This is a genomic window from Streptomyces zaomyceticus (assembly GCF_014656215.1).
GTDB lineage: Bacteria > Actinomycetota > Actinomycetes > Streptomycetales > Streptomycetaceae > Streptomyces > Streptomyces zaomyceticus.
In genome coordinates, this window is record NZ_BNBZ01000016.1 from 96027 (window position 1) to 112346 (window position 16320).

Consider the following 16320-nt stretch of genomic DNA (forward strand, 5'->3'; position numbering starts at 1 on the left):
ATGACTGTGATCGTCCGTGATGTACAGGCCGAGGACGCCGAGGGTTTCGCCCGGGTGCGCCGGGCCGCCCTCCCCTACATGCTCGCGACCGCTGAGCAGCTCGTCTTCGACTGGGCCCGTGCCCATCCCGACAGCCACTACCGCCCGCTCGTCGCCGTGACCGAGGCGGGCGAGATCATCGGGACCGCCCAGGTCGGCATCGCCCACGACGCGCCGAGGCCCGGGATCGGCTACGCCAACGTCTATGTGGACCCGGCGCGTCTCGGGCGCGGTGCGGGGACGCTGCTGCTGCGCGCCGCCGAGGAGTACCTGGCCGAGCGGGGGGCCCACACCCTGTACAGCTGGGCCCTGGACGCGCCGGAGAACCTCGCCTGGGCCGGGCGGCGGGGGTACTCCCCCAGCCGTTCCGCCTACTTCCTCCGGCTCGACCTCACCACCGCCGAGCTGCCTCCGCTGCAGGCGCCGCCGGCCGGTGTCGAGCTGCTCACGGCCGAGGACTTCGCGGCCGATCCCCGGCCGCTCTTCGAGCTGGACGCGCTGACGACGGCCGACGAGCCGGGTGACGTGGGGGCCGAGCTGGACGACTTCGCGCACTGGCGGGCGACCACCTGGGTGCACCCGCTCTTCAACCGGGCGTTGACGACGGTCGCGGTGGTGGACGGCGTGCCGGCGGCGTTCAGCGCGGCGCAGACGGACGGTCTGGGCCGGTACAACTCGGGGATGACCGGCACCGCGCCGGCGTTCCGGGGACGCGGGCTCGCGAAGCTCGCCAAGAACACGTCGCTGCACCGGGCCCGGGCGGCGGGCTGCACGGAGGCGTTCACCGGGAACGACACCGGGAACGAGCCGATGCTGGCCATCAACAAGTGGTTCGGTTACGAGGTCGGCGCGCGGGAGGTACGGCATGTCCGGACGATCGGTTGAGGTCACGCTGACGAAGGCGGGCCGGACGAAGATCCGCTACCCGGCGGAGGTGCTCACGGAGGACGGCGCCCGGCTCTCGGTGCGTGCCCCGTGGGCGGCCGAGGGGGTACGGGACTTCGGCTTCGTGCGGTTCGAGCCGGGCGACGTCTTCGTGGAGCACTACTGGAGCGACCGCTGGTTCACGGTCAAGGAGGTGTGGTCCGCCGAGGGCGCCCTCAAGGGCTGGTACTGCGACATCACCCGGCCGGCCGTGATCGACGGTTCCGGCGTGGTGATCGAGGACCTGGACCTGGACCTGTGGGTGTCGGCGGACGGCAGCGAGGTGCTGCGGCTCGACGAGGACGAGTTCGCGGCGAGCGGGCTCGCCGCCTCCGATCCGGAGGCGGCGGCGAGTGCCGTGGTCGCGCTCGACGAGCTGGAGGTCCTGGGCCGTGCGGGCCTGATCGAGCTGCTGCGCTGACGCGGTGCGGCGTCGGGCCGTGGGGACCCGACCGGGCTTCCGCGCCCGGGTCGTCTCTCTCCGATGCTCCCTGGGCCCTGACGCCGCGGGGCGGCCGGGAGTGTGACGACAGGACCTAGCGCAGTTCGACGTCCGATTCCTCTACGGCGAGGAACTCGGGCTCGGGCAGGCCCGTCTCGCCGGGGGTGAGCTGCATGAGGGTGGCCTGCACCCTGGCCGCGCCCGGGCGGTAGGCGGGGTCCTTCACGACGGCGGTGTTGAACCACTGGTGGATGTGTCCGTCGCAGACGGCCCGGGTGCCGCCGATGCCGGCGGAGTGGTCTCCCTGGACAAGGGTGGAGCTGACGAAGACGGCTCCCGCGCTGTCGTCGAGGCAGCGGTACGTGCCGGAGAGGGTGACCGTGCTGTCGGCGGTGACGGTGCCGTATCCGTAGACGGAGAGGCCGTCGGTCCCTTCCGCGTGGGCGAGGGGGGCGACGGCGGCGGCCAGCAGGATGCCTGCGGCGAGGGCGAGTCGGACGCGCATGAGCGGGGTCCTTTCGGGGTGGGGGGATGGTGCTGCCCGCCAGGCATATCGGATCCGGCCGCCCCATGGCCGAAACTCACCCTATCGGGGGCGAGTTGAGGACCTTTCGATAGTGAATACGGTCATACGGTCCGTCCAACCGCCGCTCGACGATCTCGTAGCCTCGCCGCTCGTAGATCTTCTGGTTCTCCCACATCATCGCGTTGGTCAGCAGCCTGACCTCGGGGAGCCCGAGCTCGCGCGCCCGGGACTCCACGAATCCGAGCAGCCGGCCGCCCAGGCCTGTGCCCTGGGCGGCCGGGTGGACGGCGATGTTGTCGAGGTGGAGATGGTCGGCCTCGGTCCTGAGGACCACGAGGCCGACCACCGGGTCGCCGGCGACGAACACCCTCCCGGCGGCCACGTCCGCCGCGTGGTCCGCCTCCATCGGGGCCGGCACGAGGCCGATGCGCTCGATGTAGTGGTGGTAGGCCGCGTCGGTCACGGCCTTCACCCTCGGGACGTCGAGGCCGGTCGCACGGCGGATCTCCTGTGTCATGCCGCCACGTTACGACGCCGGACGATCACCTTCCTCAGCAGCGGCCAGGCGAGCAGGACCACGACGACCGCGTACACGGTGATCGAGAACGGGGTGTTCACCAGGCCCGTCACCGAGCCGTCGCTGATCTGCAGGGCGCGGCGCAGCTGCTGCTCGGCGGCCGGGCCGAGGATGACCCCGATGACGGCCGGCAGGACCGGCAGTCCGTACCGCCGCATGCCCAGCCCGATCAGACCGATGACCAGCAGGATGACCAGGTCGAGCGCCTCGCCGCCCACCGCGTACGCGCCGACGGCGGCGAAGAAGAGGATCCCGGCGTAGAGGTACGGGCGCGGGATGCGCAGCAGCTTCGCCCAGACGGGCGCGAGCGGCAGATTGAGCGCGAGCAGCAGCACCATGCCGACGAACAGCGAGGCGATGAGCCCCCACACCAGCTCCGGCTCCCGCTCGAACAACAGCGGGCCGGGCTGGATGCCGTACTGCTGGAACGCGGCCAGCATCACGGCGGCGACGGCCGTCGTCGGGAGTCCCAGGGTCAGCATGGCGACGAGCGTCCCGGCCGCCGAGGCCGAGGCCGCCGACTCGGGCCCCGCCACCCCTTCGATGGCGCCCTTGCCGAACTCCTCCTTGTGCTTCGAGAGACGCTTCTCCGTCACGTACGAGAGGAAGGTCGGGATCTCGGCGCCGCCGGCCGGGATCGCGCCGAACGGGAAGCCGATGAACGGACCGCGCAGCCAGGACTTCCAGGTGCGCTTCACATCGTCCCTGCCCAGCCAGGGGCGCCCGACCGGAATGGCCTTCCCCGCCGTGCGGCGCAGATGTGCCGCGACCCACAGGGCCTCCCCGATGGCGAAGAGGCCGACCGCGACGATGACGACGTCGACACCGTCGGCGAGCTGGAGCGAACCGAAGGTGAGGCGCTGCTGCCCGGTCATCTGGTCCAGGCCGACCAGACCGATCGTGAGGCCGATGAGCAGCGAGGCGAGCCCCCGGATGCGGGAGGAGCCGAGGACCGAGGTCACCGCGATGAAGGCGAGGACCATCAGGGCGAGATAGTCGGGGGCACCGATGTCGACGGCGAGCGCGGCGACCGTCGGAGCGAGCACCACCAGCAGGATCGTGCCGATCATGCCACCGGCGAAGTGACCGACGGCCGCCGCCGCGAGGGCCTGGGCCCCACGGCCCGCCTTGGCCATCGGATTGCCCTCGATGGCGGCGACGACGGCGGCGCTCTCCCCGGGGGTGTTGAGGAGGATCGAGGTGGTGGAGCCGCCGAACATCGCGCCGTAGTAGATGCCGGCGAACATGATGAACGCACCGGTCGGTTCGAGGCCGTACGTCACCGGGAGCAGCAGGGCCACGGCCATGGCGGGGCCGATACCGGGCAGGACGCCGATGGCGGTGCCGAGGAGCACCCCGACGGCCGCCCACAGCAGGTTCATCGGGGTGAGGGCGGTCCCGAAGCCGTCGATGAGGGAGTTCAGGGAATCCATGGGTCAGATCACTCCCATCAGCGGACCGCCGGGCAGCGGGACGCCGAGCAGCATGTCGAAGACGACGTAGGTGAGGAGCGAGAGGGCGGCCGCGATCAGCGGGTCACGGTGGAGGTGACGGCTGCCGAGGGCGTAGGCCGCGCCCCAGAAGAGAAGCGCTCCGGCGACGGGGAAGCCGACCGGGCCGATGAGGACGGCGAAGCCGAGGAAGACACCGGCGAGGAGCAGCACGGTACGCCAGTCGGCCGGCTCGGTCAGATCGACGTCCTCGCCGGCCTCGGCCTCGCCGCGGCCGCCGCGCAGGACGTCGACGGAGAGGAGCACGGCGACGACGACCAGTCCGCAGCCGACGACCAGGGGAACGGTGGCGGGACCGACGGGGCCGCGGCCCGCGAGGTCGGCGTCGAGGGTGAGGGCGTCGGTGAGCACGAGCACACCGAGGACGAACAGCAGCACACCGACGCCGAGTTCGGACCGCTCGCGCAGCCAGGAGGCGAGGTTCCTCTTCGTGGTGCCCGGGGATGTGGCGCTCACAGGCCGAGCTCCTTCAGTACGGAGGCGACACGTCGGTCCTGTTCGGCGAGGAAGGAGCCGAACTCCTCACCGGGCAGGAAGGCGTCGGTCCAGCCATGGGTCTTCAGCGACTCGCGCCACTGCGGGGAGTCGTGCAGTTCGGTCACCAGGGCGACGAGCTTCTCGCGCTCGGCGTCGGAGAGACCGGGCGGGGCGACGATGCCGCGCCAGTTGGTGAACTCAGTGTCGAGGCCTGCCTCGCGGAGAGTGGGGGCGTCGAGGCCGGGGACGCGCTTCGGTCCGGTGACGGCGAGCAGGCGCAGCTCGCCGGCCTTGATCTGGTCGAGGTACTCGCCGACACCCGAGACGCCGAAGGCGACCTTGTCGCCGAGGATGGAGGCGAGGAGTTCGCCGCCGCCGTCGAAGGGGACGTAGTTGACGTCCTTGGGTGCGATGCCGGCGGCCTGGGCCATCAGCATCGGGGCGAGGTGGTCGGGACCGCCGGGCGAGGAGCCGCCGCCGACGGGCAGCTTGCCGGGGTTCTTCCTCCAGGCGGTGAGCAGCTCCTCGATCGTCCGGTACGGGGAGTCCTTGCCGACCACGACGATGTCCTGCTCCTCGGTGAGCCGGGCGATCGGGGTGGTGTCGGCGAGGGTTCTGGGGGTCTCGTTGGTGTGGACGGCGCCGACGACGCCGAGGCCCATGGACATGGCGAGACGGCCGTTGCCGCGTTCGCCGACGAGCCGGGTGAGACCGACGGTGCCGCCGGCGCCGGGCAGGTTGAAGACCTCGATGTCGCCGGTGAGACCCGCCTCCTCGGCGTTCTTGGCGGCGGTGCGGGCGGTGATGTCGTATCCGCCGCCGGGGGTGTTGGGGACCATGAAACGCAGGCCGGGTATCTGCGTGCCGGTGTCGGAGCCGCTGCCGGGACTGAGCAGCGGGGGACCCACCAGGACGAGCAGAGCGGCCCCGAGGAGGGCGAAGGGAGTGCGCAACCGCACGTGTGCCGCCTCTCAGGCAGAAGGGACAAGGGGATGTGAGGTGGCCCACATGTTGCCCGCGCGTTAAGAAGCTGTCTCTCTTCCGCAACCAACGGACGTTGTGGTCGTTGTGGTCGGGACCTAGCGTGGGTCGGCGTGACGAACGTGCTGGTGGTGGACGACGACTTCATGGTCGCCAAGCTGCACTGCCGCTATGTGTCGGCGGTGGCGGGCTTCACGGTGTCCGGGGTCGCGCACAACGGCGCCGAGGCGCTGCGGGCGGCCGAGCGGCTCCGGCCCGACCTGGTGCTGCTCGACGTCTTCCTGCCGGACATGGACGGCATCCAGGTGCTGCGGGAGCTGCGCGCGGCGGGCCTGGGCATGGACGCGCTCTTCATCACGGCGGCGCGGGACGTGGGCACGATCCGCGAGGCGCTGCGGGCGGGAGCGCTGCACTATCTGATCAAACCGTTCAGCCAGGCGGCACTGCACGAACAGCTCCGCCACGTGGCCTCGCTGCGCAGCCGCCTCGACGAGCTGGACGAGGCCCGCCAGGAGGACGTCGACCAGATCTTCGGCACCCGCCCCCGCGGCTCCCGGGAACTCCCCAAGGGCCTCGCCGCCCACACGGCCGACCTGGTCGACTCCGTCCTCCGCGCCCACCCGGAGGGCCTCTCGGCCACGGAGTGCGCCGAGGCCGGCTCGCTGTCCCGGGTGAGCGCCCGCCGCTACCTGGAGTACTTCGCGGAGACGGGCCGCGCGGAGATCACGCTGCGGTACGGGGGGACGGGGCGGCCGGAGCGGCGGTACCGACGGCTGGGCTGAGGCCCCGGCCCGGGGCGTCGGCCCCGCCGCTGCCCCGTGCGGGTGGCGGTGCCGAGCGGACGTCGGGGAGCGGGGGCGATCGCCGGACGGCTCCCGGGCGGGTGCTCCCTGAGGTCATGCTTTCCTGCGCCTTAAAGCGGTCCTAAGGATCGTCGTCTCCCCCTCTCCACCGGCTTTTTCGTGGATCTCGGCGGCTAGTTTGCTGGGCAACCCCCACCTCACCCTCGTGAAGGAGCTGTCCCCCCATGACTTCTCGCCGTACCGCCGCCGTCGCCACCGCCACCGCGGTTCTGGCCCTCTCCGGGCTCGCCTCGGCGCCCGCGTTCGCGCACGGGTCGATGACCGATCCGGTGAGCCGGGTCTCGGCCTGTTACGCGGAGGGGCCCGAGTCGCCGAAGTCGGCGGCGTGCAAGGCGGCTGTGGCGGCCAGTGGGACGCAGGCGTTCTACGACTGGAACGCGGTGAACATCGCCAACGCCGCCGGGAAGCACCGTGAGCTGATCCCGGACGGCAAGCTGTGCAGCGCGGGGAACGACAAGTACCGGGGGCTCGATCTGGCGCGGGCCGACTGGCCGGCGAGCCCGATGTCCTCGGGGGCGCACACCTTCCGATACAAGGGGACCGCGCCGCACCGGGGCTCGTTCGCGCTGTACGTGACGAAGGACGGGTACGACCCGTCGAAGCCGCTGAAGTGGTCGGACCTGGAGGCGAAGCCGTTCGCGACGGTGACCGACCCCCGGATGGAGAGCGGTGACTACGTCTTCCAGGGCACGGTGCCGAAGAAGTCCGGCCGACACCTGATCTACTCGGTCTGGCAGCGCTCCGACTCCCCCGAGGCCTTCTACACCTGCTCGGACGTGGTCTTCGGAAAGGACAGCGGCGGCGGTACGGCCCCGGCTCCGACCGCCTCCGCGCCGAGCGACGAGCAGATCGAGGACGGTCAGGACGAGTCCACGGTGGAGCACGGCGGGCACGGGGACGGCGACCACACCACGGGAGCGGAGCAGACGGCCGCCGCCCCCGAGCCGAGCGGTCGGCCGGAGCAGGCTTCGTCCGGTCCGTCGGCCGGGACCGGGGCGGGCGAGGCGTCCTCCGCCGCGCCGAACGCGCCGGCTCCCGCCGTCGCGGACTCCGGTGAGGTGCTCGCCGAGACCGGTGGCGACGCCACGACCCCGTATCTCGCGGTCGGTGGCGCCGCCGTGCTCGCGCTCGGTGCGGCCGTGCTCTTCGGTTCGGCCCGGCGCCGGCGCAGCCGGGTCTAGCGGGACCGGAGGGGCTAGCCGATCACCGAGAGACAGGTGGTCGGGGTCGCGCGGGCCGGGTCGAGGGCGTTGGCCACCTCGTGGAAGGTGACCCGGTCCACCGTGCCGATCGCCACGTGCTCGGAGAGGTCGAGCGCGCACTTGTCCTGGATGAGGACGTTGGTGACGTTCGGGCCGGTCAGGAACTGCGAGCGGTACGGGGTGACGACCTCGTCGTACTGGGTCGCGATGACGTGGTAGCGGACACCGGGCACGGTGTCGCCGCCCTCGTTGAGCTTGGTGATGAACGGCGAGCCGGCGATCTGGTCGGCGAGGCCCGGGGTGTTGGCCTTGATCAGGTCCTCCGCGCCGGGGAAGTACGGCAGGAGCTTGGTGAGGCCGAGCAGGGTGGTGCCGTGGTTGTCGGGGGCGATGCCGACGAGCGCGTTCACCTTCTCGGCCCCGCCGAGGAACTTGAGGTACCAGCGGGGCATCATGCCGCCCTGCGAGTGTCCGACGATGTCCACCTCGGGGGCGCCGGTGGCGGCGAGTACCCGGTCGACGTACGTGTCGAGCTGTCCGGCGGACGCGGCGATCGGCCCGAGTCCGTGGAAGAACGGCACGTTCGGCAGCTGGCCGTAGTCGAGCGAGAAGACGCAGTAGCCACGGTTGACCAGGTACGGCGCGAGGACGAGCCAGTTGTCGACGGAGTTCCCGAGGGTCCCGTGGACGAGGACGACGGGCCGCGGGTGCGCGGCGGAGGGCTTGCAGGAGAAGTCGTTCCAGCCCCGGCTTGCGGTGACGGTCTCGGCCTGGGCCGAGGCGGCGGTGGTCGGGGCGAGTGTGGCGGCGGCGGTCAGCAGCAGGACCGACAGCGCTCTGACGGCATGCTTCCAGGACAGCATCGGGCGATCTCCTTGCGGCTCAAGGGGATGGTGGGGGTGCTGTGCCCTGCGGTCCGGACCACAAGTGGGGATGCGCGGTGGGGATGCGCTTCAGCCAAGCTACGCACCGGTAGCCTTGGCTGGGAAGTTACGCGTCGGTAAAAAGTGATGTGTCGTCATGATCGTGCCGATCGCGGGTGATTACGCCGCGATCGAACCGGGCTTTCCGCCCGAACGCCCGGCCCGCACCCCCGCCGCCGGACCCGCCGTCGCCCCCGCCCCTTGCGCCGACGCCGCCAGCGACCCCGGCAGGACCGCCCTCGGGCCGAATTTCGCCCGCGCCTTGTCGGCCACCGCCTCGATCCGCCGGGCCTTCTCGTCCGCCGGATCCAGGGAAAGCTGGTATACGGCCCCCTCCGCGCCCGTGAGGCCCTCGGCGCGCAGGGCGATGCCCCGCACCCGGGCCCGCTGGAGGCCGAAGGAGTCGTGGACGGTGTACGCGAGGGTGGTGAGCGCCGCCGAGTGGGCGGTGGGTTCGGGCAGGGTGCGGCTCCGGGTGGTCGTGGTCCGGTCCGCGTACCGCACGGTGACGGCGAGCCCCCGGCACACCTGCCCCTCCGTCCGCAGCCGGGCGCCCAGCTCCTCGGCGAGCGAGAGGAGGGCCCGGCGCTGTTCCGTCCGGTCGGTCTCGTCGCGCGGGAAGGCGCGCTCGGCCGCGACCGACCGGGAGGCCGCGTGCGGGACGACGGGGGTGCGGTCGATGCCTCGGGCCCGTTCCCACAGCTCACGTCCGGTCTTCGCGCCGACGAGCCGCTGGAGCACGGCGAGCGGCGCGTCCGCGACACGGCCGACGGAGTCGAGTCCGTAGCCGCAGAGGGTACGGGCGGTGGCGCGGCCGACGCCGTCGAGCGTGACGACCGGCCGGTCGCGCAGGAAGGCCGCGGGGTCGTCGACGACCAGGGTGACGCCGGGCCTCGCCCCGCCGGCCGCCATCCGGGCCAGCATCGGGTTGGGTCCGGCGCCGATGACGCAGTCGACGCCGTACAGGGCGAGCGCCCTGACCCGGATCACCGAGGCGAGCTCGGCTGGGCTCCGGTCGAAGTAGCGCAGCGCGCCGCGCACGTCGGCGAGCAGTTCGCCGGGCGGGGCCGCCTCGACGACGGGGGTGAACTCGCCTAGCAGGTCGACCAGTTGGGGAAGCAGGGCTTCGTACATCGGCTCCAGCCGGAACCGTGCGCAGAGGATCATCCCGCGCTCCCCGGACTGCTGTGCCACAGCTTCCTTCCGCTCGGGATCCCTTCGCCGGCCGGCTTGAGGTCGGCCCAGGGGTTCATCTCGTAACCGGTGGACAGGGTGATGCGGCGGCCGGAGTCGCCGCCGGCCGGGGTCGCGGAGTCGCCGTCGCCCGCGGTGGGCGCGGAGTCGCCGTCGCCGTCGGACGACGGGGCGGGTTCGGCGAGGCGCTCCCCCACCGCGTCCAGCCCTCCGGACGCCCGCAGCTCGACGAGTTCGGCGAGGTTCCAGGCGGCGGCGCCGACCACGCTGACGCTGCGGGGGCCGCGCCGTTGCACCACGCCCCGGACCAGGAGCAGCCAGGAGTGGAAGACGGTGTGGGCGCAGCGCTCGTGGGCGTCGTCGAAGAAGGCGAGATCGACCAGTCCGGTGCCGTCGTCGAGGGTGGTGAAGATGACCCGTTTGCCGGAGCGGATCGGCGGGGTCTGGGTGGCGGCCTTGGCGCCCGCGACGAGGACGGTCCGGCCGTGCGGGGTGTCGCGGAGGCGCTGGGCGGAGACGACGCCGAGTTCGCGGAGGAAGGCGTGGTGGTCGCCCATGAGGTGCCGGGAGGCGTCCATGCCGAGGATGCCGAGTTCGGCGCTGAGGCGTTCCGTCTCGTCGAGGTCGGGCAGGCCGACGGGGGCGGTCTTCCCGCCCTGGGCGAGCGGGAGTTGGCCGCCGTGGGAGGCGGCTCCCCGCTGGATGCGCCGGAGTTCGGTGAGGTGGAGGAGGAGGTCGCGGCGGTTGGCGCCGAAGGCGTCCAACGCGCCGACCTGGGCGAGGCGTTCGGCGACGGGGGTGCGGGGGCGGGCCCGCTCCCAGAAGTCGAGGAGGGAGGTGTACGGCTGTCCGGCCTCGATCCGGGCGCTCTCGGCCTCACTGATGCCGTGGACGTCGGTGAGTCCCAGCCGGAGCCCCCAGCGCGCCACGGACTCCACTGATTCGGACACCAGTTCGATACGGTGGGCGACCGCCGACCGGTTCACATCCAGCGGCAGCACCGGCACCCCGCGCCGCCGCGCGTCCGCGAGCAGCAGCCGCTTGGGGTACATGCCGGGGTCGTGGGTGAGCAGCCCGGCGTAGAAGGCCGCCGGATGGTGCGCCTTGAGCCAGGCCGACTGGTACGTCGGCACGGCGAAGGCCACCGCGTGCGCCTTGCAGAAGCCGTACGAGCCGAAGGCCGCCACGATCTCCCAGGCACGGGCGACGACCTCGTCCCCGTAACCGCGCGCCGAGGCCTGCCGGGCGAACCGGAGCGCGATCCTGCCCTGCGCCTCGGGGTCCGAGAGGCCACGCCGCACCTGGTCGGCCTCGTCACGGCCGCAGCCGGTCATGATCCGTACGATCTCGATGATCTGCTCGTGGAAGACGACCACGCCGTACGTCTCCTTCAGCGCCTCCTCCAGGTCGGGGTGCGGGTAGCGGACGGGGGCGCGGCCGTGCCGGGCCTCGATGAAGGGGCGGACCATGTCGGCGGCGACCGGGCCCGGGCGGAAGAGCGAGATGTCGACGACCAGGTCGTGGAAGGTCGCGGGCTGGAGTCGGCCGACCAGGTCGCGCTGCCCCGGCGACTCGATCTGGAAGCAGCCGAGGGTCTCGGTGGAGCGGATGAGCCGGTACGTCTCGGGGTCGCCCTCCGGGATCGCGTCGATGTCCGGGCGGGTGCCGGTGACCCGTCCGACCTCCGCGACGGCGTGGGCCATCGCGGACTGCATCCGCACCCCGAGGACGTCGAGCTTGAGCAGCCCGAGGTCCTCCACGTCCTCCTTGTCGAACTGGGACATGGGGAACCCCTCTCCGCTGGTGGGCACCACGGGAGTGCGGGCGAGCAGCGAGGCGTCCGAGAGCAGGACCCCGCAGGGATGCATGGCGGTGCCGCGCGGCAACGCGTCGAGCGCCTCGACCAGCTCCCAGAGCCTTCCGAACTTCTGCCGCTCCCCCGCGAGTTCGCGCAGCTCGGGCAGTTCGTCGAGCGCGGCGAGGGCGTCCCGGGCGCGGATGTGCGGGAAGGCCTTGGCGATCCGGTCGATCTCGGCGGGGTCCATGGAGAGGGCCGCGCCCACGTCCCGTACCGCGTGGCGGACCCGGTAGGTCTCGGGCATGGAGACGGTGGCGACGCGCGCGGTGCCGAAGCGGTCGATGATCGCCCGGTAGACCTCCAGGCGGCGGGCGGACTCCACGTCGATGTCGATGTCGGGCAGGGCGGTGCGGCGCTTGGAGAGGAAGCGCTCCATCAGCAGGCCGTGCTCGACCGGGTCGGCGTGGGCGATGCCGAGGAGGTGGTTGACGAGGGAGCCGGCGCCGGAGCCGCGGGCGGCGACCCGGATCCCCATCTCCCGTACGTCGTCGACGACCCGGGCGACCGTCAGGAAGTAGGTGGCGAAGTGGTGGTGGGCGATGATGTCCAGCTCGCGGTGCATCCGGTCCCAGTAGGCGCCCCGTTTCTCGTACCCCTTCAGGACCATCCCCGCGGCGGCCCGGGAGGCGAGGACGCGCTGGGCGGTGCGGTGCCCGGCGCCGACGAGGTGCGGTTCGGGGAAGTGCGCGGAGCCGATGCCGAGGTCGTCCTCGGGGTCGACCAGGCAGGCGGCGGCGACCGCTCCGGTCCGGTCCAGGAGCCGGTGGGCGGTGTCCCGGCGGAAGCCGGCGGCCTCGACGATCCGCTCGGCGGCGGCCAGCATGGCGTCGGCGCCCTTGAGCCAGGCCTCGCCGCTGTCGAGTTCCTTGCGGGGGTCGACGGGGACCAGGCGGCGGGCGGAGTCGAGGACGTCGGCCACCGGGCCCTGGCCGGGGTCGGCGTAGCGGACGGCGTTGCCGATGACGGGCCGGACGCCCTGCTCGGCGGCGAAGCCGACGGTACGGGCGGCGAGCCGCAGGGAGCCGGGCCCGGTGCCGGAGCGGCCGTGGTCGACGGCCGTCAGGCTCAGCGCGTCGCCGTACCGCTCGCGCCAGGGGGCGAGCAGCCGCACGGCCCGGTCGGGGCGGCCGGCGGCGAGGGCCCGGCCGACGTCGGACGCGGGGCCGAGCAGGACGAAGACGTCGTCGTCGCGCAGCGCGGACCAGGGCAGCAGGGGGTACTCCCCGCCTCCGGCGTGGGCGGCGGTGACCATCGCGCAGAGCGAGGCCCAGCCGGTGCGGGAGCGGGCGAGGAAGAGGGCGCGGGGCGCGGACTCGTCGACGAAGGCGCCGCCGCGGACGGGCACGCGCCGGACGTCCCGCGTACCCTCGGGCCCCGGCCCGCGCCCCTGCCCTCGTCCCGAGCCCGGTCCCGGCTCCCGCCCCGGCCCCGGTGTCGTCGCCTCGTACGCGAGGTCCACGCCGAACAGGGGCCGGACCCCGGCCTTCGCGCAGGCCTTCGCGAAGCGGATGGTGCCCGCGAGGGTGTCGCGGTCGGTCAGGGCGAGCGCGTCCATGCCGCGCTCGGCGGCACGCGCGGCCAATCGTTCGGGGTGGGAGGCGCCGTAGCGCAGGGAGTATCCCGACGCGGTGTGCAGATGCGTGAATCCCGGCATGGCGCACCTCCCGGCTCCCGCATCGAATTCGTACACATGTTCCCACCCCCTCGCTCTTCACCCTAACCCATTTCGAACGTCCGTACGATAAGCCGAACGGGTCGACCCTCCCTCAGCCATTCGGGCGCACCCCACCTGCGGAAACACCCCCCTCCCCGGAGCGTGAGGGCATGAGCCTCGTCGACGAACTGAAAAGCGCCGTCACCCCCCGAGCCGCCCTCCTCGTCCTCGGCGTCCTCGCCCTCCAGCTCCTCTTCATCACCTCGTACGTCGGAGCCCTGCACCACCCCGAGCCCCGCGACGTCCCCTTCGGCGTCGTCGCGCCCCCGAGGGTCTCCGCCTCGCTCGTCGAGCAGCTGGACCGGCTCCCCGGTGACCCGCTCGACCCCCGTACGGTCCCCGACGAGGCCACGGCACGGGACCAGATCCTGAACCGGGACATCGACGGCGCACTGATCGTCGACCCCACCGGCCGCACCGACACCCTGCTCGTCGCCTCCGGCGGCGGCACCGTGCTCTCCTCGGCCCTGGAGACGATCCTCACCCGGGTGGAGGCCACCCAGCAGCGCACCGTCCGGACGGTCGACGTGGCACCCGCGTCACCGGAGGACTTCGACGGGCTCTCGGCCTTCTACCTCGTCGTCGGCTGGTGCGTCGGCGGCTACATCTGCGCCGCGATCCTGGCGATCAGCGCGGGCTCCCGGCCCGCGAACCCGCAGCGCGCGATCATCCGCCTCGGGGTCCTCGCCCTCTACTCGGTCCTCGGCGGACTCGGCGGCGCGGTCATCGTCGGCCCGATCCTGGGCGCCCTGCCCGGCAGCGTCGCCGCCCTGTGGGGCCTGGGCACCCTGGTCGTCTTCGCCGTCGGCGCCGCCACCCTCGCCCTGCAGGCGGTCTTCGGGATCGTCGGCATCGGCCTGGCGATCCTGCTCATCGTGATCGCGGGCAACCCCAGCGCGGGCGGAGCCTTCCCGCTGCCGATGCTGCCCCCGTTCTGGAACGCGATCGGCCCCGCCCTGCCACCCGGCGCGGGCACCTGGGCGGCGCGCTCGATCGCCTACTTCAAGGGCAACGACATGACGGGCTCGATGCTGGTCCTCTCGGCCTGGGCGGTCGTCGGCACGGTGGTGACCCTGGTGATGTCCTCGCTGAAGCGCAAGCCCGGGACGGAGCCGATCGCCGAGGAACTCGGCACCCCGGGCGGCGCTCCCCTCCGCTGAGCAGCGAAGATCCAAAAGCCCTGGCCCACCCGCCGACGGACCGTTACATTCGCGGGGCACCACCACACTGCCCCCGAGCGACAAGGCTCTCCGTGACATTCGTCCGCCCCGCCCGTCCCGACGAACTCCCCGCCCTGGTCGAACACCCCGACGACCCGGAGCGCAACGCCGCCACCCGCGCGTACCTCGCCCAGCTCCTCGACAACCGGTGCACCCGGCCCGAGTGGTGCCTGGTCGCTGAGGACGGCGACGGGCGCCTCACCGGCAGCGTGGTGCTGTGGACGATGCCGGGGCACGAGGTCCCACTGGCCCTCGTGCTGTTCGAGGCACCGGAGGACTCCCCGGAGACCGGGGCGGCGCTGCTCGACGCGGCGGCCGCCACGGCCCGGGAGCTGGGCGCGACGGAGCTGGAGCACGTCGTCGACTCCCCCGCCCAGGCCCCGCAGTTCCAGCGGAACCCGGAGCGCCGGGGCGAGCTGCTGCGCGGATCGGGGTACGAGGTGATCCGCGACGGCCGCCGGTTCAGCCTCCGGACCCCCGGCACACCGGACGGACTGCCCGCCGACGACCCCCGTCTGACCTTCCGCTCGCTCGCCGAGCTCGGTCCGGAGCCCTTCGTCGCGGTCCTCGCCGAGCTGCTCGCGGACACCGCCGACGCCCGGCTCGCGGCCGACGTACGGCAGCACGGCGCGCGGCGCGCGGCCGAGCTGCTCTTCGAGGAGACGGCCGAGCTGAAGCACGAGCCCGAGTGGTGGGAGCTCGGTTTCGACGCGGACGGCACCGTCGCCGTGATCAGCCTGCCCGCCGAGAACCCCAGTGTTCCGGTGATCGGTTTCGTCGGCGTCGCGCCCGCCCACCGCGGCAAGGGGTACGCCACCTCGGTCGTGGTCCGGGGGACGCGTGTCCTGGTCGCCGCCGGGGCCACGGAGATCCGCGGCGACTGCGACGCCGCGAACGTGGCGATGGCCAGGGCCTTCGAGCGGGCCGGGTACGAGAACTTCGCCGACCGGCTGGAGTTCGCCCGCGCCGTCTGAGCCGGACGCACGCCCACGGCGACAGGACCGCCCCGCGCCACTCGCGCGGGGCGGTCCCGCGTACGCCCGCGGTGCGTCAGGCTCCGACCAGCAGCCGCTCGCCCGCCGCCACGGCGGTGTCCAGCGTGTTCCCGGGCGGCGGGAAGGGGCAGATGAAGTGGTCGGCGAAGGCGCACGGCGGCAGCAGCGCACGGTTGAGGTCCACCGTCACCGAGCCGTCCGCCGCCGGGGCCGGCGGGCGCAGGAAGCGGAAGCGGTAGCTGTCCCGGCCGCTGGTGGCGTCCGCGAAGACCGCCCACAGCGAACCGTCGTCCTCGACGGCCACCTGGAGGGTGTGCTCCCCGCCGTGCAGGTCGAAGACCAGCTCCCCGGCGAGCCCGAGACCGCGCTCCCTGCCGTCGGCGTTCTCCACCCGCACGCTGCGGGCCTGCTCGTACGGGCGGAAGACGCCGGGCACCACCCAGCGCTCGTCGTACGGGGTGGCCTCGATGCCCCGGAAGGCGCCGCGCGCCTCGGAGCCGGGGTCGAAGTCCCGTACGGCCCAGAGCCCTTCGCGGCGCAGCACGACGAGCCGCCGCCCCGCCGACTCCACCCGGGACTCGTGGATCGGACCGTGGTCGGCGGTGAGCCGGACCGTGCCCGTGAGGGGCTTGCCGTCGACGGTGACCCCGTCCTCGGCCCGCGCGCTGAGGAGGATCTCGTCGCCGTCCTCCCGCCACTCCCCCGGAACGGCCGGGATACGTCCTTCCGGGAAGTCCGAGAGCCAGTGGGTGCCCGTGAGGGACAGCGGGCCGTACGAGGAGGAGACCGCGGCCTCCCGCTGCTCGTGCCAGTGCTGCCACTCCCGCCGGGCGTCCGCCCCCGCGCCCGTGCCGTTGTCGTTGTCCGTGCTCAT

Annotated in this window: 15 protein-coding genes; 6 read left to right on the forward strand and 9 right to left on the reverse strand. The window is 72.9% G+C overall.

Features of this window, described 5'->3' with window-relative positions; translation table 11 throughout:
- Positions 1-924 (forward strand): GNAT family N-acetyltransferase, encoded by a 924-nt coding sequence (locus IE311_RS21375; RefSeq protein ID WP_189833368.1) that lies wholly within the window; start codon positions 1-3, stop codon positions 922-924.
- Positions 905-1384, forward strand: coding sequence for a DUF402 domain-containing protein (locus IE311_RS21380; protein ID WP_189833369.1), 480 nt, complete (start codon positions 905-907; stop codon positions 1382-1384). The genes IE311_RS21375 and IE311_RS21380 overlap by 20 nt, the downstream gene beginning before the upstream one ends.
- 115 nt (positions 1385-1499) lie before the next feature.
- On the opposite strand, the gene IE311_RS21385 is transcribed toward IE311_RS21380, so the two are convergent.
- From IE311_RS21385 to IE311_RS21405, 5 genes are all read right to left on the reverse strand, one after another.
- On the reverse strand, positions 1500-1910 hold the full coding sequence (locus tag IE311_RS21385; protein WP_189833370.1) for a DUF6299 family protein: 411 nt from the start codon (positions 1908-1910) through the stop codon (positions 1500-1502).
- A 76-nt stretch (positions 1911-1986) separates the two neighbouring features.
- Positions 1987-2448, reverse strand: a complete 462-nt coding sequence (locus IE311_RS21390; protein ID WP_189833371.1) for a GNAT family N-acetyltransferase — start codon at positions 2446-2448, stop codon at positions 1987-1989.
- The gene (locus tag IE311_RS21395) at positions 2445-3941 is read right to left on the reverse strand and encodes a tripartite tricarboxylate transporter permease (protein ID WP_189833372.1); all 1497 of its coding nucleotides are present in this window, start codon (positions 3939-3941) and stop codon (positions 2445-2447) included. Before IE311_RS21395 ends, IE311_RS21390 begins: the two co-directional genes overlap by 4 nt.
- A 3-nt stretch (positions 3942-3944) precedes the next feature.
- A complete protein-coding gene (locus IE311_RS21400; RefSeq protein ID WP_189833373.1) occupies positions 3945-4475 on the reverse strand; it encodes a tripartite tricarboxylate transporter TctB family protein in 531 nt (176 codons plus the stop codon).
- A complete protein-coding gene (locus tag IE311_RS21405) occupies positions 4472-5455 on the reverse strand; it encodes a Bug family tripartite tricarboxylate transporter substrate binding protein (protein WP_189833374.1) in 984 nt (327 codons plus the stop codon). The genes IE311_RS21400 and IE311_RS21405 overlap by 4 nt, the downstream gene beginning before the upstream one ends.
- Before the next feature lie 135 nt (positions 5456-5590).
- On the opposite strand from IE311_RS21405, the gene IE311_RS21410 reads away from it, so the two are divergent.
- A complete protein-coding gene (locus tag IE311_RS21410; RefSeq protein WP_189833375.1) occupies positions 5591-6259 on the forward strand; it encodes a response regulator in 669 nt (222 codons plus the stop codon).
- A 245-nt stretch (positions 6260-6504) separates the two neighbouring features.
- Complete coding sequence (locus tag IE311_RS21415) at positions 6505-7521, forward strand: lytic polysaccharide monooxygenase (protein ID WP_189833376.1); 1017 nt, start codon at positions 6505-6507, stop codon at positions 7519-7521.
- A gap of 14 nt (positions 7522-7535) precedes the next feature.
- Here the strand turns inward: IE311_RS21415 and IE311_RS21420 are convergent, their stop codons facing one another.
- The 3 genes from IE311_RS21420 to IE311_RS21430 all read right to left on the reverse strand — a co-directional run bounded on the left by IE311_RS21420 (position 7536) and on the right by IE311_RS21430 (position 13171).
- The gene (locus IE311_RS21420) at positions 7536-8405 is read right to left on the reverse strand and encodes an esterase/lipase family protein (RefSeq protein ID WP_189833377.1); all 870 of its coding nucleotides are present in this window, start codon (positions 8403-8405) and stop codon (positions 7536-7538) included.
- A 180-nt stretch (positions 8406-8585) separates the two neighbouring features.
- Entirely contained in the window at positions 8586-9632 is a 1047-nt protein-coding gene (locus IE311_RS21425; protein ID WP_229902060.1) for a DNA polymerase Y family protein, read from the reverse strand.
- The gene (locus IE311_RS21430; protein WP_189833378.1) at positions 9629-13171 is read right to left on the reverse strand and encodes a DNA polymerase III subunit alpha; all 3543 of its coding nucleotides are present in this window, start codon (positions 13169-13171) and stop codon (positions 9629-9631) included. The genes IE311_RS21425 and IE311_RS21430 overlap by 4 nt, the downstream gene beginning before the upstream one ends.
- 170 nt (positions 13172-13341) lie before the next feature.
- Between IE311_RS21430 and IE311_RS21435 the strand changes: the two genes are divergently transcribed.
- Together IE311_RS21435 and IE311_RS21440 are read left to right on the forward strand one after the other, a co-directional pair.
- Positions 13342-14391: an ABC-2 transporter permease gene (locus tag IE311_RS21435; RefSeq protein WP_189833379.1), complete on the forward strand. Its 1050-nt coding sequence runs from the start codon at positions 13342-13344 to the stop codon at positions 14389-14391.
- Positions 14392-14483: 92 nt separating this feature from the next.
- On the forward strand, positions 14484-15425 hold the full coding sequence (locus tag IE311_RS21440; RefSeq protein WP_189833380.1) for a GNAT family N-acetyltransferase: 942 nt from the start codon (positions 14484-14486) through the stop codon (positions 15423-15425).
- 76 nt (positions 15426-15501) lie between these two features.
- Here the strand turns inward: IE311_RS21440 and IE311_RS21445 are convergent, their stop codons facing one another.
- On the reverse strand, positions 15502-16320 hold the full coding sequence (locus IE311_RS21445) for a DUF1684 domain-containing protein (protein WP_189833381.1): 819 nt from the start codon (positions 16318-16320) through the stop codon (positions 15502-15504).

Bases quoted from the DNA above. Each gene is read 5' to 3' on its own strand.
- IE311_RS21435 (WP_189833379.1), top strand. From the start codon at position 13,342: ATGAGCCTCGTCGACGAACTGAAAAGCGCCGTCACCCCCCGAGCCGCC.
- IE311_RS21380 (WP_189833369.1), top strand. From the start codon at position 905: ATGTCCGGACGATCGGTTGAGGTCACGCTGACGAAGGCGGGCCGGACG.
- IE311_RS21425 (WP_229902060.1), bottom strand. From the start codon at position 9,632: ATGATCCTCTGCGCACGGTTCCGGCTGGAGCCGATGTACGAAGCCCTG.
- IE311_RS21415 (WP_189833376.1), top strand. From the start codon at position 6,505: ATGACTTCTCGCCGTACCGCCGCCGTCGCCACCGCCACCGCGGTTCTG.
- IE311_RS21395 (WP_189833372.1), bottom strand. From the start codon at position 3,941: ATGGATTCCCTGAACTCCCTCATCGACGGCTTCGGGACCGCCCTCACC.
- IE311_RS21375 (WP_189833368.1), top strand. From the start codon at position 1: ATGACTGTGATCGTCCGTGATGTACAGGCCGAGGACGCCGAGGGTTTC.
- IE311_RS21385 (WP_189833370.1), bottom strand. From the start codon at position 1,910: ATGCGCGTCCGACTCGCCCTCGCCGCAGGCATCCTGCTGGCCGCCGCC.
- IE311_RS21390 (WP_189833371.1), bottom strand. From the start codon at position 2,448: ATGACACAGGAGATCCGCCGTGCGACCGGCCTCGACGTCCCGAGGGTG.
- IE311_RS21445 (WP_189833381.1), bottom strand. From the start codon at position 16,320: ATGAGCACGGACAACGACAACGGCACGGGCGCGGGGGCGGACGCCCGG.
- IE311_RS21430 (WP_189833378.1), bottom strand. From the start codon at position 13,171: ATGCCGGGATTCACGCATCTGCACACCGCGTCGGGATACTCCCTGCGC.
- IE311_RS21420 (WP_189833377.1), bottom strand. From the start codon at position 8,405: ATGCTGTCCTGGAAGCATGCCGTCAGAGCGCTGTCGGTCCTGCTGCTG.